This window comes from Microbacterium sp. M (genome assembly GCF_045181065.1).
Classification (GTDB): Bacteria; Actinomycetota; Actinomycetes; order Actinomycetales; family Microbacteriaceae; genus Microbacterium.
In genome coordinates this window covers 1,387,871-1,411,743 of record NZ_CP173721.1, presented here as the reverse complement: position 1 = coordinate 1,411,743, position 23,873 = coordinate 1,387,871, and the positions used below count along the sequence as shown (strand labels likewise).

The 23,873-nt window shown below is 68.9% G+C and carries 23 protein-coding genes; 9 read left to right on the top strand and 14 right to left on the bottom strand.

Going from position 1 to position 23,873, the window contains the following annotated elements; all coding sequences use genetic code 11:
• Both ACI7YT_RS06625 and ACI7YT_RS06620 read right to left on the bottom strand, forming a co-directional pair.
• Positions 1 to 1,215: a hypothetical protein gene (locus tag ACI7YT_RS06625; RefSeq protein ID WP_406249671.1), complete on the bottom strand. Its 1,215-nt coding sequence runs from the start codon at positions 1,213 to 1,215 to the stop codon at positions 1 to 3.
• The gene (locus ACI7YT_RS06620) at positions 1,212 to 2,042 is read right to left on the bottom strand and encodes an NAD(P)H-hydrate dehydratase (RefSeq protein WP_406249670.1); all 831 of its coding nucleotides are present in this window, start codon (positions 2,040 to 2,042) and stop codon (positions 1,212 to 1,214) included. The genes ACI7YT_RS06625 and ACI7YT_RS06620 overlap by 4 nt, the downstream gene beginning before the upstream one ends.
• Before the next feature lie 52 nt (positions 2,043 to 2,094).
• Here ACI7YT_RS06620 and ACI7YT_RS06615 point away from each other — a divergent pair, with 52 nt between their 5' ends.
• On the top strand, positions 2,095 to 3,162 hold the full coding sequence (locus ACI7YT_RS06615; RefSeq protein WP_406249669.1) for an NADH:flavin oxidoreductase/NADH oxidase: 1,068 nt from the start codon (positions 2,095 to 2,097) through the stop codon (positions 3,160 to 3,162).
• A gap of 24 nt (positions 3,163 to 3,186) precedes the next feature.
• Here ACI7YT_RS06615 and ACI7YT_RS06610 read toward each other — a convergent pair whose 3' ends face one another.
• The 3 genes from ACI7YT_RS06610 to ACI7YT_RS06600 all read right to left on the bottom strand — a co-directional run bounded on the left by ACI7YT_RS06610 (position 3,187) and on the right by ACI7YT_RS06600 (position 7,140).
• Positions 3,187 to 4,254: a hemolysin family protein gene (locus ACI7YT_RS06610; protein ID WP_406249668.1), complete on the bottom strand. Its 1,068-nt coding sequence runs from the start codon at positions 4,252 to 4,254 to the stop codon at positions 3,187 to 3,189.
• Positions 4,254 to 5,570, bottom strand: a complete 1,317-nt coding sequence (locus ACI7YT_RS06605) for a hemolysin family protein (protein WP_406249667.1) — start codon at positions 5,568 to 5,570, stop codon at positions 4,254 to 4,256. Before ACI7YT_RS06605 ends, ACI7YT_RS06610 begins: the two co-directional genes overlap by 1 nt.
• A 115-nt stretch (positions 5,571 to 5,685) precedes the next feature.
• Complete coding sequence (locus ACI7YT_RS06600) at positions 5,686 to 7,140, bottom strand: GuaB1 family IMP dehydrogenase-related protein (RefSeq protein WP_406249666.1); 1,455 nt, start codon at positions 7,138 to 7,140, stop codon at positions 5,686 to 5,688.
• 159 nt (positions 7,141 to 7,299) lie between these two features.
• Between ACI7YT_RS06600 and ACI7YT_RS06595 the strand changes: the two genes are divergently transcribed.
• The gene (locus ACI7YT_RS06595) at positions 7,300 to 10,965 is read left to right on the top strand and encodes a multifunctional oxoglutarate decarboxylase/oxoglutarate dehydrogenase thiamine pyrophosphate-binding subunit/dihydrolipoyllysine-residue succinyltransferase subunit (RefSeq protein ID WP_406249665.1); all 3,666 of its coding nucleotides are present in this window, start codon (positions 7,300 to 7,302) and stop codon (positions 10,963 to 10,965) included.
• Positions 10,966 to 11,056: 91 nt separating this feature from the next.
• Here ACI7YT_RS06595 and ACI7YT_RS06590 read toward each other — a convergent pair whose 3' ends face one another.
• The 3 genes from ACI7YT_RS06590 to ACI7YT_RS06580 are packed head-to-tail and all read right to left on the bottom strand — an operon-like array spanning position 11,057 to position 13,313.
• Complete coding sequence (locus tag ACI7YT_RS06590; RefSeq protein ID WP_406249664.1) at positions 11,057 to 12,355, bottom strand: GNAT family N-acetyltransferase; 1,299 nt, start codon at positions 12,353 to 12,355, stop codon at positions 11,057 to 11,059.
• A gap of 53 nt (positions 12,356 to 12,408) precedes the next feature.
• Positions 12,409 to 12,654 (bottom strand): zf-HC2 domain-containing protein, encoded by a 246-nt coding sequence (locus ACI7YT_RS06585; protein WP_406249663.1) that lies wholly within the window; start codon positions 12,652 to 12,654, stop codon positions 12,409 to 12,411.
• A complete protein-coding gene (locus ACI7YT_RS06580; protein WP_406249662.1) occupies positions 12,651 to 13,313 on the bottom strand; it encodes a sigma-70 family RNA polymerase sigma factor in 663 nt (220 codons plus the stop codon). Before ACI7YT_RS06580 ends, ACI7YT_RS06585 begins: the two co-directional genes overlap by 4 nt.
• Positions 13,314 to 13,362: 49 nt before the next feature.
• Between ACI7YT_RS06580 and aroA the strand changes: the two genes are divergently transcribed.
• The 3 genes from aroA to bcp are packed head-to-tail and all read left to right on the top strand — an operon-like array spanning position 13,363 to position 16,235.
• The gene (gene aroA, locus ACI7YT_RS06575) at positions 13,363 to 14,682 is read left to right on the top strand and encodes a 3-phosphoshikimate 1-carboxyvinyltransferase (RefSeq protein WP_406249661.1); all 1,320 of its coding nucleotides are present in this window, start codon (positions 13,363 to 13,365) and stop codon (positions 14,680 to 14,682) included.
• On the top strand, positions 14,679 to 15,749 hold the full coding sequence (gene rsgA, locus ACI7YT_RS06570) for a ribosome small subunit-dependent GTPase A (RefSeq protein ID WP_406249660.1): 1,071 nt from the start codon (positions 14,679 to 14,681) through the stop codon (positions 15,747 to 15,749). The genes aroA and rsgA overlap by 4 nt, the downstream gene beginning before the upstream one ends.
• Positions 15,750 to 15,758: 9 nt before the next feature.
• Complete coding sequence (gene bcp / locus ACI7YT_RS06565) at positions 15,759 to 16,235, top strand: thioredoxin-dependent thiol peroxidase (RefSeq protein WP_406249659.1); 477 nt, start codon at positions 15,759 to 15,761, stop codon at positions 16,233 to 16,235.
• Positions 16,236 to 16,244: 9 nt separating this feature from the next.
• Here bcp and ACI7YT_RS06560 read toward each other — a convergent pair whose 3' ends face one another.
• Positions 16,245 to 16,643, bottom strand: coding sequence for a hypothetical protein (locus tag ACI7YT_RS06560; protein WP_406249658.1), 399 nt, complete (start codon positions 16,641 to 16,643; stop codon positions 16,245 to 16,247).
• Positions 16,644 to 16,858: 215 nt separating this feature from the next.
• Here ACI7YT_RS06560 and ACI7YT_RS06555 point away from each other — a divergent pair, with 215 nt between their 5' ends.
• Entirely contained in the window at positions 16,859 to 17,107 is a 249-nt protein-coding gene (locus tag ACI7YT_RS06555) for a WhiB family transcriptional regulator (protein ID WP_243224897.1), read from the top strand.
• A gap of 54 nt (positions 17,108 to 17,161) precedes the next feature.
• Here the strand turns inward: ACI7YT_RS06555 and ACI7YT_RS06550 are convergent, their stop codons facing one another.
• The 3 genes from ACI7YT_RS06550 to ACI7YT_RS06540 all read right to left on the bottom strand — a co-directional run bounded on the left by ACI7YT_RS06550 (position 17,162) and on the right by ACI7YT_RS06540 (position 19,704).
• The gene (locus ACI7YT_RS06550; RefSeq protein WP_406249657.1) at positions 17,162 to 18,643 is read right to left on the bottom strand and encodes a sensor histidine kinase; all 1,482 of its coding nucleotides are present in this window, start codon (positions 18,641 to 18,643) and stop codon (positions 17,162 to 17,164) included.
• A gap of 39 nt (positions 18,644 to 18,682) precedes the next feature.
• Positions 18,683 to 19,231 (bottom strand): YceI family protein, encoded by a 549-nt coding sequence (locus tag ACI7YT_RS06545; RefSeq protein WP_406249656.1) that lies wholly within the window; start codon positions 19,229 to 19,231, stop codon positions 18,683 to 18,685.
• An 86-nt stretch (positions 19,232 to 19,317) separates the two neighbouring features.
• Positions 19,318 to 19,704: an Rv3235 family protein gene (locus ACI7YT_RS06540; RefSeq protein ID WP_406249655.1), complete on the bottom strand. Its 387-nt coding sequence runs from the start codon at positions 19,702 to 19,704 to the stop codon at positions 19,318 to 19,320.
• Between the two features lie 125 nt (positions 19,705 to 19,829).
• Between ACI7YT_RS06540 and ACI7YT_RS06535 the strand changes: the two genes are divergently transcribed.
• A complete protein-coding gene (locus ACI7YT_RS06535; protein WP_406249654.1) occupies positions 19,830 to 20,411 on the top strand; it encodes a hypothetical protein in 582 nt (193 codons plus the stop codon).
• A 46-nt stretch (positions 20,412 to 20,457) separates the two neighbouring features.
• On the opposite strand, the gene ACI7YT_RS06530 is transcribed toward ACI7YT_RS06535, so the two are convergent.
• Positions 20,458 to 20,733, bottom strand: a complete 276-nt coding sequence (locus tag ACI7YT_RS06530) for a helix-turn-helix domain-containing protein (protein ID WP_406249653.1) — start codon at positions 20,731 to 20,733, stop codon at positions 20,458 to 20,460.
• A gap of 98 nt (positions 20,734 to 20,831) precedes the next feature.
• On the opposite strand from ACI7YT_RS06530, the gene ACI7YT_RS06525 reads away from it, so the two are divergent.
• Together ACI7YT_RS06525 and ACI7YT_RS06520 are read left to right on the top strand one after the other, a co-directional pair.
• Positions 20,832 to 21,443: an SAF domain-containing protein gene (locus ACI7YT_RS06525; protein ID WP_406249652.1), complete on the top strand. Its 612-nt coding sequence runs from the start codon at positions 20,832 to 20,834 to the stop codon at positions 21,441 to 21,443.
• Positions 21,440 to 22,717: a CpaE family protein gene (locus ACI7YT_RS06520; protein WP_406249651.1), complete on the top strand. Its 1,278-nt coding sequence runs from the start codon at positions 21,440 to 21,442 to the stop codon at positions 22,715 to 22,717. Before ACI7YT_RS06525 ends, ACI7YT_RS06520 begins: the two co-directional genes overlap by 4 nt.
• Here the strand turns inward: ACI7YT_RS06520 and ACI7YT_RS06515 are convergent.
• Complete coding sequence (locus tag ACI7YT_RS06515; protein WP_406249650.1) at positions 22,608 to 23,834, bottom strand: pyridoxal phosphate-dependent aminotransferase; 1,227 nt, start codon at positions 23,832 to 23,834, stop codon at positions 22,608 to 22,610. The two genes, ACI7YT_RS06520 and ACI7YT_RS06515, sit on opposite strands and share 110 nt — an antisense overlap.
• Positions 23,835 to 23,873: the final 39 nt, after the last annotated feature.

The window sequence follows — 23,873 nt, the reverse complement described above, 5'->3', positions numbered from 1 at the left end:
TTACCTCCGTGAGGGGATGGGGACCCGGACGATCGAGCGGATGCCGATCACGAGCAGGACGATCAGAAGCACGTTGCGCGCCGTGAGCAGCAGCACGGGGACGAACTCGGTGCGCAGCAGCGCATCGTACGTGAGCGGATAGATGAGGCATGTCAGGCCGCACAGCACCAGCACGAGCGCCGCCGGGACACGAGCCCTGGTCCTGTCATACACGAACCAGAGCACGAGCGGGGCGATGAGCCAGGTCTGGAACTGCGGGGAGCCGACCTTGTTCGTGACGATCAGCGCCGTCACCAGCGACAGCGCCAGCGGCGGGAACAGACGTCCGAACGATCCGCCCCGCGCCGACTTGACGGCTGCGAGTCCGGTGATGGCGCCGACCGTGAGCAGCATGATCGGGGTGAGGATGTCGGAGACGAACGGCACGCCATAGCCTTCGACCTGGAACGTGAGGATCTCGAAGCTGTACCCCACGGAGGCGTGTCCCGCGCGCGCCGCCCACAGATACGGCGTGGCAGCGACCGCCTCGACCTGCAGCCCGCGACCGGTCTGCTGCGACAGGAAGGCGAACAGATGCTGGTCCGCGCCGAGCAGGAACAGCACGACGACGATGCCGGCGCTCGCCCCGGCCGCCGCGAGCAGGATCTTCAGCCGACCGCGTGCCGCGACGACGGCTGCGAGCACCAGTGCACCGGGCCAGATCTTGATCCAGGCGCCGACCGTGAGCAGGGTCGTCGCGACGACCGGATGCCGCAGCAGCAGCAGCCCGCCGATGATCGCGAGCGGCACGGTGACGGCATCGAGCCGATACAGCGCGATCGGCCCGAGCAGCAGCAGCGCCGCCGTCCAGAACCACGCCGCAGCTCGTCGCGGCGCCGACGGTCGCCCTCCGATGAGGAACCAGAGAGCCACGGCATCCAACAGCGTGACGAGCACCGCCCAGGCCACGAGATAGGCACCGAGCGCGCCCATCGTCGCCACGAGCGGCAGCGACAGGGCCTTCACGATCAGCATCGGCACGAGCGCCAACTGGGGATACACCCATGGCTCGGTGATGCCCATGATCGTGCCGCCGGTCAGCGCCGATGTCGACCACGGTTCGTACACGAGCACCACGTCGCCCATCGGCTGGCTCGGGTACACCCAGCCGAGCCAGGCGGTGAGAACGTGCACGAGCAGGAAGGCCGCCCACAGGGGCGCGGTGCGACGCGTCACGAGAGCAGATCCGCGATCGCATGCGGCAGCGCCTCGGCGACGTCCAGGGCGACGATCGGGTGCCCGGCACCGCCATCGACCATGCCGGCGGCGAGACGAGCGGCGTGGCCGTGCAGCCAGGCACCCGCCGCCGCGGTCTCGGCGACGGAGGCTCCGCGATTCGCCGCCAGAAGCGCACCCAGGACGCCGGCCAGCACGTCGCCGCTGCCCGCCGTCGCGAGCCACCCCGGAGCAGGGGGCAGGGCGATCACGGAGCCGTCCGATGAGGCGATGATCGTGCGCGACCCCTTGAGCAGCACGGTTCTCCCGAGCGCGCCGGCGGTCTGCGCTGCGTCCGCGACCCTGTCGCCGCTGCCGTCCGGCGCGAGGCTCAGGCGTTCGCGCAGCCGGACGAACTCGCCCGCGTGCGGTGTCACCAGCAGCGGGGCGGCCGCACCGGGTGCGAGATCCAGTGCGCCGGCATCGACCACGACCGGCGCAGCGCCGTCGAGAATCGTGCGCAGGGCATCCGTCTCCTCGGAGGTGCGGGACGCGGCATCCGTTCCCGACCCGATCACCCAGGCATCCGCTCTGGTGCGGCCGATGTCCTGCGCGGCGACCGTCTCCGGCCGACGGGCGAGCACGGCATCCGCGGCGGAACCGAGGTAGCGCACGTAGCCGGCACCGGTCCGCCAGGCCGCCTCGACGGACAGCACGGCCGCCCCAGGGTACGCGCCTGACCCCGTGCGCACCGCCACGACGCCGCGGGAGTACTTGTCGTCCGCCGGCCCCGGCACCCGCACGAACGGGACGGAGTCGCCCCTCCCCCACTCGCGCACCTCGACCATGCCCCCCATGCTATTCGGCCGGTGCGCGCTCGACTGGCAGTAGCGTCGAAGGGTGAGCCTGCTCTTCTCTCCCCTGCTTCTGCGTTCCGTCACCTTCCCGAATCGCCTCTGGGTGTCGCCGATGTGCATGTACAGCGCCGTCGACGGCGTCGTACAGGACTGGCACCGCACGCACCTGACGCAGTTCGCATCCGGTGGCGCCGGGCTCGTCGTGGCCGAGGCGACGGCCGTGGTGCCCGAAGGGCGCATCAGCCCGCGGGACGCCGGCATCTGGACCGACGAGCAGCGGGATGCCTGGGCTCCGATCGTCGACGGCATCCACGCCCGTGGTGCGCTGGCCGGCATCCAGCTCGCGCACGCCGGACGCAAGGCGTCGACGTGGTGGCCGTGGGCTCCCCAGCGCGGGTCGGTGCCGGCATCCGAAGGCGGCTGGGTGACGACGGCACCCTCGGCGGTGCCGTTCCAGGGATTCGACACGCCGCGAGCGCTGGCAATCGCCGACATCGACGACCTCGTGGACGCGTTCGCCACGGCCGCACGCCGGTCTCTGGATGCCGGATTCGACGTGCTGGAACTGCACGGCGCACACGGATATCTGATCCACCAGTTCCTCTCACCGCTGTCCAACCTGCGCGAAGACGAGTACGGCGGTTCGCTCGAGAACCGTGCTCGTCTCCTACTGCGCATCCTGGACGCGGTCCGCCGGATCGCGGGCGAAGCGGTTCCCGTCTTCGTGCGCATCTCCGCCACCGACCACGCCGACGGCGGGTTCTCACCCGACGAGGCGACGATCGTCGGCGAATGGGCGCGCGAGCACGGCGCGGACCTCATCGACGTGTCCAGCGGAGGGCTGGTCGCCCATCAACGCATCGACGTCTTCCCCGGGTACCAGGTGGGACTGGCAGGAACGGTGCGCCGCGGCGGGCGGATCCCGACCTCGGCCGTCGGCCTCATCACTGCAGCGGAGCAGGCAGAGCGCGTGCTCGAAGACGGAGACGCCGACGCGATCTTCGCGGGACGGGAGTGGCTGCGCGACCCGCACTTCGCGCTGCGCGCCGCGCACGAACTGGGCGTGGAGATTCCGTGGCCGTCGCAGTACGAGCGCGCGCGGTGGCGGTGAGTCGCCTCACCGCCACCGCGGGAATCACTCTCCGCGGTGCACGACGCGCCTGGTGGCGTCCTGAACCTCGCCGACGAGCTCCTCGAGGATGTCCTCCAGGAACAGGACGGCCGTGGTCTCGCCCTGTGCGTTCCTGACCTTCGCGAGGTGACGGCCGGCACGGCGCATGACCGCGAGCGCATCCTCCAGGTCGGTGTCCTCCTGCACGGGGACCATGTGGTGGATCCGCTTGGGCGGGATGGGAGCCGCGACCTTGGTCTCGGCATCCGCGCCCTCCGAGGCACGCAGGATGTCCTTGAGGTGGACGTAGCCAATCGGGGCCTGATCGTCGTCGACGATCACGTAACGCGAGAAGCCGTAGCGGGCGACGGCCCTCTCGATGTCGTCCGGCGTGGTCGACTGCGGCAGCGTGACGAGCTCGGCCAGCGGAACGGCGACATCACGTGCCTTCTTGTCCGTGAACTCCACCGCGGCTCGCACCGTCCCCGCGGCGTCGTTCAGCAGGCCCTCTCGCCGTGACTGGTTGACGATCGTGGCGACCTCGTCGATCGTGAACGTCGACGCCGCCTCGTTCTTCGGCTCGACGCCGAACAGCCGCAGCACGCCGTTCGCGGCCGCGTTGAGCACCCAGATGACCGGGTGGAACAGCTTCGACACCCACACGAGCGGGGTCGCGAGGATCAGCACGGCGCGATCGGGGACGGAGAACGCCAGGTTCTTCGGCACCATCTCGCCGAACACCACGTGCAGGAACGACACCAGCACCAGCGCGATCACGAATCCGGTGACGTCGACGACGGCATCCGACCAGCCGAGCGCGTGCATGGGCACCGCGAGGAGATGGTGGATCGCCGGTTCGGAGACGTTCAGGATCAGCAGCGAGCAGATCGTGATGCCCAGCTGCGAGGTCGCCAGCATCAGGGTGGCGTGCTCCATCGCGTACAGCGCGGTCTTCGCCGCACGGGACCCCTGCTCCGCACGTGGTTCGATCTGCGAGCGCCGCGCCGAGATGACGGCGAACTCGGCACCGACGAAGAAGGCGTTGCCCGCGAGCAGCACGACGAGCCAGACCAATCCTGCCCAATCGTTCATCAGGACACCTCCTCCGGTGCGACATCGACCGGCGTCGGGGTGTAGCGCAGCCGATCGACACGTCGACCGTCCATGCGCACCACCTCCAGCACGCCGCTGTCGAGAGTGACTTCGTCCCCGGCCGCCGGGACACGTTCCAGAACGCTCATCACGTACCCGGCGACGGTGTCGTAGACCTCGCCCTCCGGGACGTGGACGCCGGTGCGGCTCCGCAACTCGTCAGGGCGCAGTTCACCGGGGAACGTGATCGAGCCGCGCCCGCGGACGATGCCCGCCCTGGTCCGGTCGTGCTCGTCCGAGACCTCGCCGACGATCTCCTCGACGAGGTCCTCGAGCGTCACGACGCCGGCCGTGCCGCCGTATTCGTCGACGACGATCGCGAGCTGATACCCCTTGGCGCGCAGCTCGGAGATGAGGTTGTCCAGGTGGACGGTCTCCGGAACGCGCAGCGGCTCGGTCGCGAGAGCGCCGACCGGCACCTCCGAGCGTCGTTCGCGCGGAACCGAGACGGCCGCCTTGAGGTGCACCACGCCGGTGATGTCGTCGAGGTCGTCGTCGTAGACCGGGAACCGGCTGTGGCCGGTCCGCCGTGCCAGCTGGATCACGTCGTCGGCCGAATCGCCGACGGCGAGCGCGTGCATGCTCGGCCGCGCCGTCATGACGTCGGCCGCCGTGAGACGCGCGAACGTGAGACTGCGGTCGAGCAGGGAGGCCGTGTCCGCTTCGAGCACGCCGGCCATCGCGGAGCGGCGGACCAGCGAGGAGAGCTCCTCGGCGCTGCGCGCACCCGAGAGCTCCTCCTTGGGTTCGATTCCCATGCCGTGCAGCACGGCGTTCGCGCTGCCGTTGAGGAGCCGGACGACGGGCTTGAACACCGTCGTGAACGCGACCTGAAAAGGAATGACCAGCTTCGCGGTCTGCCGCGGCAGCGCGAGAGCGAAGTTCTTCGGCACGAGCTCGCCGAGGATCATCGAGAGCACGGTGGCGACGAGCATCCCGACCACCGTCGAGATCGGAGCGACGACCGCCTCGGCGAGACCCCAGGAGGTCAGCACGGGGCCGAGCAGGCGCGAGATCGCCGGTTCCATCGTGTAACCCGTGAGCAGCGTCGTGAGCGTGATGCCCAGCTGCGCGGACGAGAGATGGGTCGAGGTGTGCTTGAGGGCGCCGATCGTCATCGCGAGGCGTGACTCGCCGCGCGACTGGCGCGCTTCGAGTTCTGCACGATCGAGATTGACGAGCGCGAACTCGCTCGCCACGAACAGGCCGGTGCCGACTGTCAGGAGGAGCCCCACGCCCAGCAGGACGTAATCCATCAACTGCTCCCTTCCTCAGTGCGGAAGGTCGGGCGGTGGGGCGAGAGACTGCAACTGGGAGGGTCGTCCATAGTGCGACGATTCTACAGATGTTCGTGGTGCTCGCGCCGAGAACTCACCAGCTGACGGGCAGCGCCTTGCCCTCTTCGTAGCCCGCGGCGGACTGCAGCCCGACCAGGGCGCGGTCGTGGAATTCGGGCACGCTCGCGGCACCGGCATACGTGAACGACGAGCGCACTCCGGACGTGATCATGTCCAGCAGATCCTCGACGCCGGGGCGCAGCGGGTCGAGATAGATCTTCGACGACGAGATGCCCTCGGCGAAGAGCTCCTTGCGCGCGCGCTCATAGGCATCCAGACGTCCGAAGCGCGCCTGAACCGCCTTGGTCGACGCCATGCCCCAGGATTCCTTGTAGATCCGCCCCTGGGTGTCGGTCTGCAGCTGCCCAGGCGCCTCGATCGTGCCGGCGAACCAGGAGCCGATCATGACGGACGCGGCACCGGCCGCGAGTGCGAGCGCGACATCCCTCGGATACCGCACTCCGCCGTCCGCCCACACATGCGCGCCCAGCGCGCGGGCGGCTTCGGCCGTCTCGAGCACCGCCGAGAACTGCGGCCGTCCGACGGCCGTCATCATGCGCGTCGTGCACATCGCGCCCGGCCCGACGCCCACCTTGAGGATCGATGCGCCGGCCTCGACGAGATCCTTGACGCCGTCGGCGGTGACGATGTTGCCTGCGACGATCGGGATGCCGAGGTTCAGCGCCGCCACCGCGGAGAGCGCGGCGAGCATCCCCTCCTGGTGGCCGTGCGCGGTGTCGATGACGAGGACGTCGACGCCGGCGGCCGCGAGCGCTTTGGCCTTGCCTGCCACATCGCCGTTGATCCCGACGGCCGCGGCGACGGCGAGGCGTCCGTCGGCGTCGACGGCGGGCCGGTACAGGGTCGAGCGCAGCGCACTGCGCGCGCTGAGGGTTCCGACCAGGTGGCCGTGATCGACGATGCTCACCGTCTCCACTCCGGCCTCGGTGATGACGTCGAAGGCCTGCCGACCGTCGGTGATGTCTTCGGCATCCAGCGCCGGCGTACCGGCGTGGACCAGATCGCCCAGCTGCGCGTCGGGGAGAGCAGTGGCCAGCCTCGTGGCCGGCAGGATGCCGCGGACGGCATCGGCGTCGATGCGCCCCTGCCCCTCGGCGACGACGATGCCGTGCCCTTCCGTCGCGGGGAGCAGCCGGAGCGCGTCGGCGACCGAGGCGCTCGGCGGCAGCACCAGCGGCGTGTCCCACGCGACCGGCTGCGCCTTGACCGCTCTGATCGCGGCATCCAGCTCCTGCAGCGGCATGTCCTGCGGGAGCACCCCGAGGCCGCCGCGCCTGGCCAGCACCGCGGCAAGGCGCGGCCCTGTCACGGAGTTCATGTTGGAGGCGACCAGCGGCAGCGTCGCCGGGGTGCCGTCCTGCGGTGCGAGATCCACCTGAAGCCGGCTCGTGATGCCGGATCGACGCGGCACCAGGAACACATCGGAGTAGGTGAGATCGACTGTGGGTTGCGCGCCGAGGAAGTCCATACCTCCACGGTAGCTTTCCGCGCGCCTTCCGGGTCGTGCCGTGTCGACTATCCGGGGGACAAAACACGTTAGGCTTGATGTCGAGAATGCATGGGCGCAGGGGACATCCTGACGCCGTGTGTGGCACAGTGCTTCAGCGATGAAAGAGGGCGATCGAGCGTGTCGAGCCAAGGGACCGGCGTCGGATCGGGCGACGGGGGGTTCGGAGCCAATTCCTGGCTCGTCGACGAGCTCTACGAGCAGTTCACAGCGGATCGGAACTCCGTCGACAAGGAATGGTGGCCGATCCTCGAGAACTACCGGCCGGATGCCGCGGCGAAGGCCGCTCCGGCTGACGCGACGCCTGCGCACCCCGTGACGGCTCCGATCCCCGTGATCGGGTCCCAGCCGGTCGCCCGCACCACCGCGAAGCCCGCCGCTCCCGCACCCATCCCCGCCCAGGCTCCCAAGCCGGAGGCGAAGGCGACCGAGCAGCCTTCCTCCGAGGAGGACAAGGTCACGACGCTGCGCGGCATGACCAAGACCCTCGCGGCGAACATGGACGAGTCCCTCACGGTGCCCACCGCGACGAGCGTGCGCACGATCCCGGCCAAGCTGATGATCGACAACCGCATCGTCATCAACAACCACATGTCGCGCACCCGCGGCGGCAAGATCAGCTTCACGCACCTCATCGGCTGGGCGCTCATCCAGACGCTGAAGGAGTTCCCGAGCCAGAACGTGTTCTACGCCGAGCTCGACGGCAAGCCGTCGGTGGTCGCGCCGGCTCACGTGAACCTCGGCATCGCGATCGATCTGCCCAAGCCCGACGGCACGCGCGCCCTGATGGTGCCCAGCATCAAGCGCGCCGACACGCTGACGTTCAGCGAGTACCTGTCCGCGTACGAGGACCTGGTCGGTCGCGCCCGCGGCAACAAGCTCACCGCCGCGGACTTCCAGGGGACCACGGTCTCGCTGACGAACCCCGGCGGCATCGGCACCGTGCACTCCGTGCCGCGACTGATGAAGGGCCAGGGCTGCATCATCGGCGCCGGTGCCCTCGACTACCCCGCCGAATTCCAGGGCGCGAGCGCGAAGACGCTCAACGAGCTGGCGATCGGCAAGACGATCACACTGACCAGCACGTACGATCACCGCGTCATCCAGGGCGCCGGCTCCGGCGAGTTCCTCAAGAAGGTCCACGAACTGCTGCTCGGTCAGCGCGGGTTCTACGACGACATCTTCGCCGCGCTCCGCATCCCGTATGCGCCGATCCGCTGGAACCCGGACATCGCCGTCGACCTCGCCGAGCGCGTCGACAAGCAGTCCCGCGTGCAGGAGCTCATCAACTCGTACCGCGTGCGCGGACACCTGATGGCCGACATCGACCCGCTGGAGTACGTGCAGCGCTCGCACCCCGATCTCGAGATCGAGAGCCACGGCCTGACGTTCTGGGACCTGGACCGCGAATTCGTGACCGGCGGCTTCGGCGGCAAGCGCGTCATGAAGCTCCGCGACATCCTCGGTGTGCTCCGTGACTCCTACTGCCGCACGCTCGGCATCGAGTACATGCACATCCAGGATCCGGAGCAGCGCCGCTGGTTCCAGGAGAAGGTCGAGGTCAAGTACCAGAAGCCCGGCCACGACGAGCAGCTGCGCGTGCTGCGCAAGCTCAACGAGGCCGAGGCGTTCGAGACCTTCCTGCAGACGAAGTTCGTCGGCCAGAAGCGCTTCTCGCTCGAGGGCGGCGAGTCGCTCATCCCGCTGCTGGACGAGATCCTGCAGGGCGCGGCCACCGCCGGCCTCGACGGTGCGGCGATCGGCATGGCGCACCGCGGCCGTCTGAACGTGCTGACCAACATCGCGGGCAAGACGTACGGACAGGTGTTCCGCGAATTCGAGGGCACGCAGACGCCGGGCAACCAGCGCGGCTCCGGCGACGTGAAGTACCACCTCGGCACCGAGGGCACCTTCGTCGCCGATGACCGCTCCGAGCTTCCGGTGCACCTCGCCGCGAACCCTTCGCACCTGGAGACCGTCGACGGCGTCCTCGAGGGCATCGTCCGCGCGAAGCAGGACCGCAAGCCCATCGGGACGTTCTCGTGGCTGCCGATCCTCGTGCACGGCGACGCCGCGTTCGCAGGACAGGGCGTCGTCGTCGAGACCCTTCAGATGTCGCAGCTGCGCGGCTACCGCACCGGCGGCACCGTGCACGTCGTCGTCAACAACCAGGTCGGGTTCACCACGACCCCGACCGATGCCCGCACCTCGGTCTACGCGACGGATGTCGCCAAGACGATCCAGGCGCCCATCTTCCATGTGAACGGCGACGACCCCGAGGCCGTCATCCACGTCGCTCAGCTCGCCTTCGAGTACCGCGAACGATTCCACCGCGACGTCGTGATCGACTTGATCTGTTACCGCCGCCGTGGCCACAACGAGGGCGACGACCCGTCGATGACGCAGCCGCTCATGACCGATCTGATCCAGGCCAAGCGCTCGGTCCGCAAGCTCTACACCGAATCACTGGTCGGTCGCGGCGACATCACCGAAGAGGAGTACGAGCAGGCCAAGGACGACTTCCAGCGTCGCCTCGAGGTCGCTTTCGCCGAGACGCACGCCGCCGAGACCGGTGCCACACCGATCGCACCGGTGCTCTCCCCCGTCGAGGAGACCGTCGGCGCCCCCGAGGTGACCGGTGTCGCTTCGGAGGTCATCCACCTCATCGGCGACGCGTTCAACAACAAACCCGAGGGCTTCACGGTCCACCCGAAGATCCAGCAGCTGCTGGACAAGCGCGTCGACATGAGCCGCAACGGCGGCATCGACTGGGGCTTCGGAGAACTGCTCGCGTTCGGTTCGCTGCTCGTCGAGGGCACGCCGGTCCGGCTGGCAGGCCAGGACTCGCGCCGCGGCACGTTCGTGCAGCGCCACGCCGTCATGCACGATCGCGCGAACGGCCAGGAATGGCTGCCGCTGGCCAACCTGTCCGAGAACCAGGGTCGCGTGTGGGTGTACGACTCGCTGCTCAGCGAGTACGCGGCCATGGCGTTCGAGTACGGCTACTCGGTGGAGAACCCCGAGGCGCTCGTGCTCTGGGAGGCGCAGTTCGGCGACTTCGCGAACGGCGCTCAGTCGGTCATCGACGAGTACATCTCGGCCGCGGATCAGAAGTGGGGCCAGCAGTCCAGCGTCACGCTCCTGCTCCCCCACGGCTACGAGGGTCAGGGACCGGATCACTCCTCCGCCCGCATCGAGCGCTTCCTGCAGCTGTGCGCGCAGGAGAACATGATCGTGGCTCGGCCGTCGACTCCGGCATCCTATTTCCACCTGCTGCGTCGCCAGGCCTACGCCCGGCCGCGCAAGCCGCTGGTCGTCTTCACCCCGAAGGCGATGCTGCGCCTGCGCGGCGCGACCAGCCCCGTCGAGGACTTCACACAGGGCCGCTTCGAGCCGGTCGTCGACGACGCACGCGGCCTCGACCGCGCCGCGGTGAAGCGCGTGCTGGTGCACTCCGGCAAGATCCACTGGGATCTGCGCGCCGAACTCGACAAGAACCCGAACCCGGAGGTCGCCCTGGTCCGGCTGGAGCAGCTGTACCCGACCCCGATCGACGGGCTCAAGGCCATCACGGACTCGTACCCGAACGCCGAGCTCGTCTGGGTTCAGGACGAGCCGGAGAACCAGGGCGCCTGGCCGTTCCTGGCGCTCGCGTTCGCCGAGGTCCCCGGGCCGCGTCAGTTCCGCACGGTGGCCAGGGCGGCGTCCGCGTCGCCGGCGACCGGTTCGTCGAAGGTCCACGCGCTCGAGCAGGCCGATCTGCTCAAGCGGGCGCTCACCGTCTGATCGACGCACGTCCGACGAAGCCCACCCGATCTCGGGTGGGCTTCGTCGCGTCGCAGGGACCTGCGCCGGGCCGGGCGGTCGAGACGGCGGCTCAGTACCAGATCGCCAGCTGCGGAGCCTCGACGGAGCGGAACGCGTCGTCCAGGGATGCCGCGACGACAGCTGTCGCCTCCAGGCGACCGGACGCGCGCAGCTGAACGGCGCTCACTCCCCCGGCGCACAGCGCGGACAGCGCGACGATGTCGAGCGACACGTCCGCTGATGCGCCGTCATCGACGGCCGAGACCGATGCCCGGCCGTCGGCATCGGCCGTGAGGCGCCACGCCCCGTGCGCGAATCCCAACGGGTCGTCGACGCGCAGGACGAGATCCAGCGGAGCGCGATAGGTGCGTCCGCCCAGGACGGCCGGCACGTCGAGGACGCGCAGCCAGCCGTGGTCGTGCACAGTGAGCTCGATGGCGCGCTGGTCGGCGACGAGCCACGTGATCGGGTCGTCGACCGGGCGCAGACCCGCCGTGACCGTGTCGACGAGGTCGTGCTGCACGGCGAAGCGCCACAACGCGATGAGCGCATCGGGGGTCACCGTGGACAGGTGCTGGATCTCGAGCTGGCAGCGGAACGCACCGGGGATCTCGGTGAGCCTGTAGGCCATCACGCCCCTGACCGCGCCAGAGGCATCCCGGTACCGGACGCCTCGGATCGCGGTCGCGTTCGGGTGCCCGGCGGAGAGCCCTGCCGCCCGCGCCCAGCGCCCCGGCCATCCGGCGATCTGTCCGGAGCGCAGGGTGCGCGCGACCTCGTGCACGGTGCCGAGGTTGTCCTTGAGCACCTCGCGGTCGATGTACTCGACCCGCCCGGCGACGTCCGGTCCGACCCATCCCGCGCGTCGCGCGTCGATCTTCACGCGCGCGACGGGGATCGACGGAGCGAAGCCGTAGCGGCTGTAGATGGTCGCCTCCGACGCGGTCAGGCCGGCGATCGGCACGCCGGCGGATGCCGCGGCGCGGAGCTCGCCCTCCAGCAGCGCCCTCGCGATGCCACGGCGGCGGTGCGTGCCCGATACCGTGACCGAGCTGATCGCCCACATGTCCAGTTCGCCGCCGGGGACCGTGAGCGGCGTGACCCACGAGTTCACCGTCGCGATCGGCCAGGTACCGACGGGGGCATCGGCCTCGAACACACCGATGTTGCGCCGATCGGCGAGCATCGAGCGTTGATCGGTCACCTGCTCGGCGGTGGGATCCGAGTCCAGGAAGCCGCGGGCGTCGGCACGGAGGAACGCCTCGGCATCGGCATCCGATGCGGTGTCGATGAAGCGATAGGTCAGACTCTGGCCCGCCAGCCGCTCGGCGGACGCGGGGTCGACGGGGATACTGCGTGCGTCAGTCATGGCACCAGCCTATGGGCACCGTCCGACGTTGCGACGCGGTCAGAGCGGCGCGCTCAGTGAGCGCTGGCCTGCACCGCCCGGAGCTTGGCGAACACCTGATCGCGCAGCTCCTCGGGGGCGGTCTCCCTGCAGGCGCGGGCCAGAACCTCGGTCAGGGTCGTGGCCACGCGCGCCTCGTCGCGGCACCCTGGACAGTTCTCCAGATGCTCGCGGATCTCGGCGTGCTCGGTCTTGCAGACCTCGTTGCGGAGGTACTCCTCCAGATCCTGACGCGCCTTCTCGCAGCCGCAGTCGCTCATTTCCTGCTCCTCGTACCGGCCGTGGCGATCCCTCGCTCAGCGGCATAATCTGCCAGCAGCTCCCGCAGCATCCGTCTGCCACGATGCAGACGGCTCATCACGGTGCCGATGGGGGTCTTCATGATGTCGGCGATCTCCTGATAGGCGAAGCCCTCGACATCCGCGAAGTAGACGGCCAGCCGGAAGTCCTCCGGCAGCTCCTGCAGCGCATCCTTCACCACGGAAGCCGGCATCCGGTCGATCGCCTCCGCTTCGGCCGAGCGGCTGTGCGACGCCGTGGTCGACTCCGCACCGCCCAGCTGCCAGTCCTCGAGCTCATCGATCGTGCCCTGGAACGGCTCGCGCTGCTTCTTGCGGTAGATGTTGATGTACGTGTTCGTCAGAATCCGGTACAGCCACGCCTTGAGATTCGTCCCCTGCGAGAACGACGACCACGAGCCGAAGGCCTTCACGAAGGTCTCCTGCACGAGATCCGCCGCGTCGGCGGGGTTGCGTGTCATGCGCATGGCCGCGGCATAGAGCTGATCCATGTACGGGATCGCCTGTTCCTCGAACTCACGTCGAGCGTCGCCGACCGTGTCGGCAGGTGCGGTGTCATCCATCACCGGCCAGTCTAGGCCGACGATGTCCGCGAATTCCTGATCGACCGTCGCGATCATCACCACTCCTTCTCGGTGTACGCACCACCGTTCACTACAGTGGGAACCGATGAGTGACACACGGTATTCCCCCGCCCCCGCCCGCGGCGCCTACGCCGCTCCCACCGCCGACGGTTCCGTGCACGCGACCGTGACCGTCCCCGGGTCGAAGTCCCTGACCAACCGCGAGCTCATCATCGCGGCCATCGCGGACGGCCCAGGGCGACTCGTGGCTCCGTTGCACTCCGACGACTCGCGCCGGATGATCGACGCGCTGCGCGCACTCGGCACCGGCATCGAGGAAGTGGATGCCGGAAACGAGTTCGGTCCTGATCTCGTCGTGACCCCCGCACCTCTCGCCGGCGGCGTCACGATCGACTGCGGACAGGCGGGAACCGTGATGCGCTTCATCGCACCGCTCGCCGGTCTCGCGCGCGACGATGTGCACCTCACCGCGCACGAGACCGCGTTGCACCGTCCGATGGGTGCGATGATCACGGCGCTGCGCGACCTCGGCGTCGACATCGACGACGAGGGCACCTGGTCGCTGCCGTTCACCATCCGGGGTCACGGCCGCATCCGCGGCGGACGCATCGAGATCGATGCCTCGGCGTCGAGCCAGTTCGTCTCCGGTCTGCTGCTGGCCGCTCCGCGGTTCGATGTCGGTCTGCATCTGGTGCACACCGGCGAGCACCTCCCGAGCCTGCCGCACATCGACATGACGATCGAGTCGCTCAGCCGCCGCGGCATCCGCATCGAACGCCCTGCCACCGGGGAATGGCTGGTCGAGGCCGGAGTGCCCCGCGCCAAGGAGATCGCGATCGAGCCGGATCTGTCCAACGCCGCCCCGTTCCTCGCCGCGGCGCTGGTGACCGGCGGCGATGTGACGGTCAAGAACTGGCCGCTGCACTCCACGCAACCGGGCGCACTCCTGCCGGACATCCTCCAGGCGATGGGCGCGCATGCGAGTCGCCAGCACGGCGATCTGACCGTACGCGCCGGTTCCGGCATCCGCGGCGTGGATCTCGATCTGTCGGCGGCGAGCGAGCTCACCCCGACCATCGCCGGCCTGGCCCTGTTCGCGGACTCCGCCACGACGATCCGCGGGATCGGCCACATCCGCCTGCACGAGACGGACCGCATCGCCGCACTGGTCGGCAACATCCGCGCGCTGGGCGGCGAGGCCGAGGAGCTCTCCGACGGACTGCGCATCGTTCCCCGCGAGCTCAGCGGCGGCACCTGGGTCGCGCACCACGACCACCGCATCGCGACGACCGGCGCGCTGGTCGGACTGCGCGTGCCCGGCGTGGAGATCGACGACATCGGAACGACCGCGAAGACCCTGCCGGAATTCACGCTGCTGTGGGAGCGGATGCTGGGGTCGCTGTGAGCTGGCTCGATCCGGACGACGACCTCGACGACGAGTTCGAGGACTTCGACGAGTCGAGCATCCGGGTCCGCCCGAATCCGAAGGCCAACCGCCCGCGGACCAAGCGTCGACCAGCGCACGAGGATGCCGAGATCGGCCGTGTGCTGGGGGTCGACCGCGGCCGCTACGCCGTCATGATCGACGAGGGCACCGACGACGAGCGCACCATCACGACGACCAGGGCCCGCGAACTGCGGCGCACCCCCATCGTCACGGGCGACCTGGCCAGAGTGGTCGGCGACACCACGGGCGACGTGGGCACGCTCGCGCGCATCGTCGGCATCGTCGAACGCACCTCGCTGCTGCGCCGCAGCGCGGACGACACCGATCTGATCGAGCGCGTCGTGGTCGCGAACGCCGATCAGATGCTCATCGTGGTCGCCGCAGCGGACCCCGAGCCGCGTCCCCGTCTGGTGGATCGATATCTCGTCGCGGCGTTGGATGCCGGCATCCGACCGCTGCTCGTGGTCACGAAGACTGATCTGCAGGATCCGACCGCCTTCCTCGCGCATTTCGAAGGCCTGGACCTTCGGGTATTCACCAGCGCCAGGGAGGAGATGCCGGTCGACGAGATCGGCGAAGCCCTGATCGGGCACTCGACGGTCTTCGTCGGGCATTCCGGTGTCGGGAAGTCGACCCTCGTGAACGCACTGGTCCCGTCGGCCGACCGTGCCACAGGACACGTGAACCAGGTCACCGGCCGCGGGCGGCACACGTCGTCGTCCACGGTGTCGCTGCGGTACCAGAGCGAACACGGCACCGGCTGGGTGATCGACACCCCTGGTGTGCGGTCATTCGGGCTCGGCCACGTCGACCCGGCGAACATCCTGGCGGCCTTCACCGAGCTCGCCGCGATCGCCGAGGACTGCCCCCGCGGTTGCACGCACCTCACCGATGCACCCGACTGCGCTCTCATCGAGGCCGCCGAGCGAGGCGAGCTCAGCCCTGCGGAGCTGTCGCGTCTCGACTCGCTGCAGCGGCTGCTGCAGACGTTCGCCGACAAAGCGGAGCAGACACCGGGGCGTTAGGCTTGACGCGTGACTGAACTGCGCCTGGCACCCGGCTCGACCGCCCCCGACTTCACGCTGCTCGACCAGGACGGCTCCCCCGTCCGGCTGGAGGATCTGCGCGGCGAGAAGGTCGTGCTGTACTTCTATCCGGCCGCCATGACGCCCGGTTGCACCACGCAGGCCTGCGACTTCCGCGACAGCATCTCGTCACTGCAGGGCGTCGGCTACCGGGTCGTCGGAATCTCGCGCGACGAGCCTGCGAAACTCGCGGAGTTCCGCGACCGCGACGCGCTCACTTTCACGCTGTTGAGCGACCCCGACCACGCGGTGCACACCGCCTACGGAGTGTGGGGCGAGAAGATGAACTACGGCAAGGTCGTCGAAGGCGTCATCCGATCGACGTTCGTCCTCGACGAGCAGGGCGTCATCACGCACGCCCTCTACAACGTCAAGGCGACGGGACACGTCGCGCGGCTGCGAAAGATCCTCGGCGTCGACGCCTGATCCTCGGGTTCACTCGCCGTCGGGGGACGGCTCGTTCGGCTCGACCTCGCGACGCGCGCTCGAGATCAGCAGGACGAAACCCAGGATGCCCGGCGCACCGACCGCGACCACGAACAGCCACGGCGCGGGCTGCAGCGTGAGCGCCGCGAGGGCCAGCGCGACGGCCAGCACCTGAAGGACCACTCCCCCTGAGCGAGCCCAGGAGAGGCCGCGCAGCGTTCCGACGGCGAAGGCGATGAGCGCAGCGGCGCCGATCACAGTGAGCACGATCAGCGCGAGCGCTGTCGCGAGGTTCGCGGCATCACCGGATCCGAGGCCGAACGTCTCGATCAGAGCGATGACGACGAGGGCGATGCCCTCCAGGGCGAGGACGGCGGCCGCCGCACGGGCGAGGCCAGGAGCGTTCACTGTGTTCCCCTGAGAATCGGATATGAATGCACAAAACCCTTGATTTCGTGCGGAAGCTGTAACACAATGTTAACCGTCATGTGCTCCCACAGCGGCGTGGGGCGAGCAATCGCTCGCATCACTTAACCCAGGGTAGCGGAACCCGAATTCTTCGCCGCCCGAATCAGAGCCATCGAAAATCCGCTGGTTCGTAAAAACCACACTGAGGAGCCCCCATGGACTGGCGCGATAAGGCCGCCTGCTTGACCGTCGACCCCGAGTTGTTCTTCCCCGTGGGGAACACCGGACCGGCCGTCGATCAGATCGAGAAGGCGAAGGCCGTCTGCGCCACCTGCACCGTCACCGAGATCTGCCTGCAGTACGCCCTGGAGACCAGCCAGGACTCGGGCGTCTGGGGCGGCCTGAGCGAAGACGAGCGTCGCGCGCTCAAGCGCCGCGCCGCTCGCGCCCGCCGCGCCAGCTGATCTCAGCGCATACGAGAAATGCCCCTCCTCGGAGGGGCATTTCTCGTTGTTCGACTACTTCTTGATCCAGCGCAGCGGGATGTCGATCGTGACCTCGGTGCCCACGCCGTCGGTGCCCTTCCACTCGATCGTTCCGCCGAGTTCGCCCTGGATGAGGGTTCGGATGATCTGCGTTCCTAGCCCCTGCCCGATCCGCCCCTCCGGCAGCCCGTGGCCGTTGTCGGAGACCGTCACTCTCAGGTTCTCGTCGGTGCGCGTGGCATCGATGGTGACGAACCCCTCCTGGCCCGCAAGGCCGTGCTCGACCGCGTTGGTGACGACTTCCGTGAGAGCCAGCGCGAGTGGCGTCGCGTACTCGCTCGGAAGGACGCCGAAGTGTCCCGTGGACATCGTGCGCGCCCGTGTGTTGGGAGCCGCGGCGACCTCCGCGACGAGCTTGAGCACGCGGTCGAACACCTCGTCGAAGTCGACCTGCTGGGTCAGTCCCTGAGCGAGCGTGTCATGGACGACGGCGATCGAGTCCACCCGCCGCATGGCCTGGGTAAGCGCCTCGCGTGCCTCCTCCGAGTGCGTCCGGCGCGCCTGGATGCGCAGCAGCGATGCGACCGTCTGCAGGTTGTTCTTGACGCGATGGTGGATCTCGCGGATCGTCGCGTCCTTCGTGATGAGCTCCTGCTCCTGGTGGCGCAGCTCGGTCACATCGCGGCACAGCACGATCGCGCCGATGCGGGTGCCGTGATCGCGCAGCGGGATCGCCCGCAGAGACACCGTGACGCCGCGGGCCTCGATGTCGGTGCGCCACGGCGCACGCCCCGTCACGACGACCGGGAGCGATTCGTCGACCTGGCGGGTCACCGGGAGGATACGGGTGGTCACCTCCGCGAGCGACTCCCCCTCGAGCTCATCGTCGAAGCCCATCCTGTTGAAGGCGGACAAGGCGTTCGGGCTCGCGAACGTCGTGACGCCGTCGACATCGATGCGGATGAGGCCGTCCGATGCGCGCGGTGCGCCTCGACGCGGCGAGGTCGGCGCGGCGAGATCGGGGAACTCGCCGGACGCGATCATCCGGAACAGGTCGTTGGCGCAGTCGTCGAACGTGATCTGCTGCCGAGACGGGGTCCTGGCCTCGCCGAGGTTCGTGTGCCGGGTGACGACGCCGATCACCCGCATCGGGTCGCTCTTCGAGCGGTTCGCGAGGATCGGCACGGCTCGCACGCGCGTCGGGGTCTCTTCGAACCAGTCCGGGGAGGACGAATCGACGATCTCGCCCGATTCGAACGCGCCGTGCACCTGGGTGCGCCACTGCGGCCTGACCCGCTCACCGACGATGTCTCGGTAGAAGAGGGTCGCCGCGCCGCTGGGCCGCGTATGCGCGACGGCGATGAACGAGCCGTCTTCGGTGCGCACCCACACGACGATGTCGGCGGATGCGAGGTCGGCGAGGAGCTGGCCGTCTCCGGCGAGGCGGTGCAGCCATTCGACATCGCTGTCGGTCAGGCACCCCTGCGCGTGGACGAGATCACTGAGCGTTGACACGCCTCAAGCCTAGGGCTCGACGGCGCGACAGCAGTGCAGTCAGGAGACCTTGACTGCGGAGATCTCGAACTCAAGGGTGATCTTCTCGGACACGAGCACTCCGCCGGAATCCAGCGGCACGTTCCATTCCAGGCCGAAGTCCCGACGCTGCAGTCGGCGAGTGCCCTCGAAACCCGCGCGGAGCTTGCCGTCGGCATCCGTCTCGATGCCGATGAGCGCGAGCGGGATCACGACCTTCTGCGTGACATCGCGGATGGTCAGATCGCCGGTCACCGCGAACGCGTTGTCGTCGACCTCTTCGATGTGCGAGCTGACGAAGGTGATCTCCGGCCAGCGCTCGGCGTCGAAGAAGTCGGCGCTGCGCAGGTGGTCGTCGCGCTGTTTGTTGCGCGTATCGATGCTGGCGACCCGCAGGATCACGCGCGCCGACGAGTTCGACGGATCGTCGGTGTCGACGTGCAGGTTGCCTGCGACGTCGTTGAAGGACCCGCGCACGGTCGTGACCATGGCGTGCCGTGCCGAGAACCCGACGCGCGTGTGCGCGGCATCGAACTCCCAATCTCCATTGACTCTCTCGAGGTCGTTCATCAGGCTCCTACCCGTTCACGGTGCGGTGCAACCGGATGAGCATACCAAGTCGCCTCTTCGCGCCGTTCCCGGCGGGTGCTCGCCTCTCACAGCACGGCCAGGGACGTCGCCCTCCACCGGCGATCCAGGCCCTCGAGCCTGATCGCCACAGCCCGCGTGCGTCCTGGCCCCGCCACCACGACCACGGCTTCGACGACGCCGTCCGCCGGGGCCGTCCGGTGCACGGACAGGATCTCGAACACCGGTCGGCTCGGCGGTACGTCCCTCGCACTGCGAGCGCGGGCGGAGAGGTTCGCTCGCATCACGAGCTTGGTGTAGGCGTCCTCGCTGAACCACCGGGCCAGCTGGTCCACTTCCCTCACGCCGGCGAACACCTCCAGCGCACCCTGTGTGAGGCTGCGCAGCAGCGGTTCGGGGTCGGGCAGTTCGGCCGCCGGCGTCGGCTGATAGGAGAAGTACTCGTGCAGTGTCATGTCGTGCCGTTCTCGTGCGTGAGGTGCCGAAAGTAGAACACGTCCGAACGCGCCTGTGCGGATCTTTCCGGCCCGTTGTGGATAACTCGTACACCGACGACGCGGGGTCCTCTACGCTCGATCCCGTGCACTGGGACGGGCTGTTCGAAGACCTCGAGGGTCAGCTCGCTTCGGAGTGGGAAGCGGAGCGTGCGGCCCTGGATGCCGAGTCGGAGCGGCTCCGGATCTCCCGCATCGAGATACGCGCGCGTCTGCGCGCACTCGCTGCCGCCGAGGCTGCGATCGCCCTCGAGCTCCCCGCCGGGCGGCTGCTGGCCGGCCGCGTCGTGGAGATCGGCGCGGACTGGCTGGCGATGGCACCGAATCCCGGCCGCGGTGCCACTCTCGTCCCGCTCACGGCGGTGCGCGGCATCCGAATGGATCACGGGATGCTGTTGGCCAGCCTCGATCCGACGGTTCCCGCCTCCGAGCTGCGGGAGCGGATGACCTTCGGCTTCGTGCTCCGCGATCTCGCCCGCCGCCGAGTACCGGTGACGATCGAGGATCTCGACGGATGCCGCCGACACGGCACGATCGATCGCGCTGGAGCGGACCACTTCGATCTGGCGGCGCACGACGCCGGTTCGTCTCGACGCGCACAGGACGTCCTCGCCTACGTCGTGATCGCCTTCGCCGCCGTCGCGCGCATCGATCTGGAACCGCGCTGACGCGGGCGTGCAGCCGGCGTCAGCGCCGTCGACGTCGTCGGAGCCGTCACGGCCGGTGCGGAGTGGTGCCCCACACCTCGGGGAAGCTGGCCTCGTTCGCCTGCCGCCACAGCGCCATGCGCCTGGCCTGCTCGGACTGCTCGGCGAGATACTCCGCCAGGCTGGTCTCCTCGACGCGCCAGCGCGGAGGTGACCCGAGCTGGGACCCCCGCAGCCGCCCCTCGTGGACGAGGGCGATGACTTCATCGACCGCGATGCTCAGCAACTCGGCGACCTCGGACGGGGCGAGGAAGCGCGGAGCGCTGGGCGACGGTTCGGACATGCTCCTATTGTCCACTCCGGGCGGCATCCGCACCTGGGACCGACACCCCTGTGGATAACTTTCTCGGCGCGCGCGCGTTTTCTGTGACGATGTCGATCATGACCACGCACACGCGCGTCCGCCGCACGCCATGGGGTGACGCCCGCTTCTACATCGGCGTCGCCCTGGTCGTGCTCTCGATCCTCGGCGTCTGGTTGATCGTGAACGCTTCCCGCACCACGACGCCGGTGCTCCAGGCCGATCGGACGATCGTCCCCGGCGAGGCGCTCAGCTCATCGGACTTCACCGTCGTCGATGTCTCGCTCGGGGCGGCCGCGGATCGCTATCTCGCACCGCAGGACCTCTCCGCCGGACAGATCGCGACACGCGGGATGGCAGAGGGCGAACTGCTGTCCGCCGCCGCAGTCGGCGACGCGGATGATGCCCGCACCACGACGATCGTCGTCGAGAGCAGCGTCGGGCTGCCGGCCGAGATCGAACCGGGCACGGTCGTCGAGTTGTGGCAGGCGCCGCAGCTGGAAGAAGGATTCGACGAACCCCGCATTCTCGTCGCCGACGTGACCGTGGCGTCGCTCGTCGAGACCGAGGGGGTGATGGCGCAGAGCAGACCAGCCGTCGAACTGGTGATCGAGCGCTCCGACGTCTCCGACGTGCTCTCAGCCATGACAGGCGGGGCGGCTCTGTCGATCGTGCCGATGGGCTCGCGATGAACACCGTCGCCATCGCCCTCGACGAGCCGCGGGCGTCTGCGCTGGCCGAAGAACTCGTCGATCTCGGCGTCGTGGTCGCGGCAGTGCTGCCGGTCGGTGGCGTACCGGATGCCGCCTTCGGCGAACTGGACGCGCTGATCATGCCCGCTGCACGGGCGGCACTGACCGCCGATGTCGTCTCCGCCTGCGACAGGGCAGGAATCCGCATCATCGCGCTCGGCGACGGCGATTCCCGCCTGCTCAGCCGATTCGGCATCGCCGGTGCCCTCGCATCGGCTGCCACGGCCGCGGAGATCGCCGGCGCGGTCGCCGGGAATGCTCCGGCCGCACCCGCGCCTCAGCCGCGCTCCAGCTCCCGCGTCATCGCGGTGTGGGGGCCGCACGGCGCTCCCGGTCGCTCCACCGTGGCCATTCAACTGGCGGTCGAGCTCACCCGCACGGGTCACCGAACGGCCCTGCTGGATGCCGACAGCGTCGCTCCGTCGCTCGCGCTGCTGCTGGGGCTCAGCGATGAGGCTCCGGGGCTCGCCGCCGCATGCCGGCGAGCCGAGCTCGGCGGCCTCGACCCGGCTGAGCTGACGCGGCTCTCCGCAACGATCGAGACCTCCGGCGGGAGCCTCGAGGTCCTCGCTGGCCTGAACCGTCCGAACCGCTGGCCGGAGCTCTCCGCCGACCGGCTGCGTCGCACGCTCGCCGCCTGTCGGCAGTGGGTCGATCGCACTGTCGTGGACACCTCGGCCGCGTTCGATGCCGACGACGAGGTCACCTGGGATCTGGAGGGTCCGCGACGGCATGCCGCGACGGCGGCCGTGCTCGCCGACGCGGACGAGATCGTCGCCGTCGCGTCCGCCGACCCTCTCGGCGTGGCGAGGTTCCTGCGCGACCATGCCGAAGTGCGCAACATCATCGGCGATACGCCGATGCGCGTGGTGGTCAACAGGGTGCGGCCTGGGCCGCTCGGGATCGATGCGCGCGGTCAGGTGCGCCGCACCCTGGAGCGCTTCGCCGGCATCACCGACATCGCATTCCTCCCGTACGATCAGCGCGCGGCGGATGCCGCGCTGCTGCACGCACGACCGATTGCGGACGTGAGTCCTCGATCGCAGCTCGTTGTCGGCATCCGTCGATTCGCCCAGAGCGCCGACGACATGACGGCCGCAGCCGTCACTGCCGGTAGTCGGCGAGGAAGTTCCCGAGCCGCTCGATCGCCTCGCCGAGCACGCGCGGTTCCGGCAGCGTCACGACGCGGAAGTGATCCGGAGTGGGCCAGTTGAAGCCGGTCCCCTGCACCAGCAGGATGTGCTCGGACACCAACAGGTCGTACACGAACTTCTCGTCGTCATGGATGTCATGCACGTTCGGGTCGAGCCGCGGGAAGGCGTAGAGCGCGCCCTGCGGTTTCACGCAGGAGACGCCGGGGATCGCCTCGAGCCCCTCCCAGGCGACATCGCGCTGCTCGTGCAGGCGACCGCTCGGCGCGATCAGCGCGTCGATCGACTGGACGCCCGACAGCGCCGCCTGCACGGCGTGCTGCGCCGGCACGTTCGGACACAGACGCGTGGACGCCAGGAGCGTGATGCCCTCGATGAAACCCTTCGCATGCTCCTGCGGCCCGGTGATGACCAGCCAGCCGGAGCGGAATCCGGCGACGCGGTACGTCTTGGAGAGACCGTTGAAGGTCAGGCACAGCAGATCGGGCGCGATCGTCGCGGTGGGGATGTGCTCCGCGCCGTCGAACACGATGCGATCGTAGATCTCGTCCGAGAGCAGCAGCAGCTCGTTCTCGCGGGCGATCTGGATGATCCCCTCGAGCACGGCCCGCGAGTAGACCACGCCCGTGGGGTTGTTCGGATTGATGATGACGATCGCCTTGGTCCGCGGCGTGACCTTCGACCGGATGTCCTCGAGGTCCGGTTCCCATCCGGCATCCTCATCGCACAGATAGTGCACGGGCGTGCCGCCGGCCAGGCTCGTCATCGCGGTCCACAGCGGATAGTCCGGGGCTGGGATCAGCACCTCGTCGCCCTCGTCGAGCAGCGCCTGCATCGTCATCGTGATGAGCTCGGAGACCCCGTTGCCGAGGTACACGTCATCGGGGTCGACCGGGGGGAACCCCTCGATCTGCTCGTAGCGGCTCACGACGGCACGACGTGCCGAGATGATGCCCTTGCTGTCGCTGTAGCCGTGCGCCGTCGGCAGCGCCGCGAGCATGTCGTGCACGATCTGGTGCGGAGCTTCGAAACCGAAGATGGCCGGGTTGCCGGTGTTGAGCTTGAGGATGCTGTGGCCCTCGGCCTCCAACCGCGCCGCCTCTGCGGGGACCCGTCCACGGATCTCGTACAGGACGTTCTTGAGCTTCGACGACTGGTCGAAGTGGCGCGAGTGAGTCATTGAGAAAGCCTATCGCCGCTCGGACGGTGCTTCTCGCTC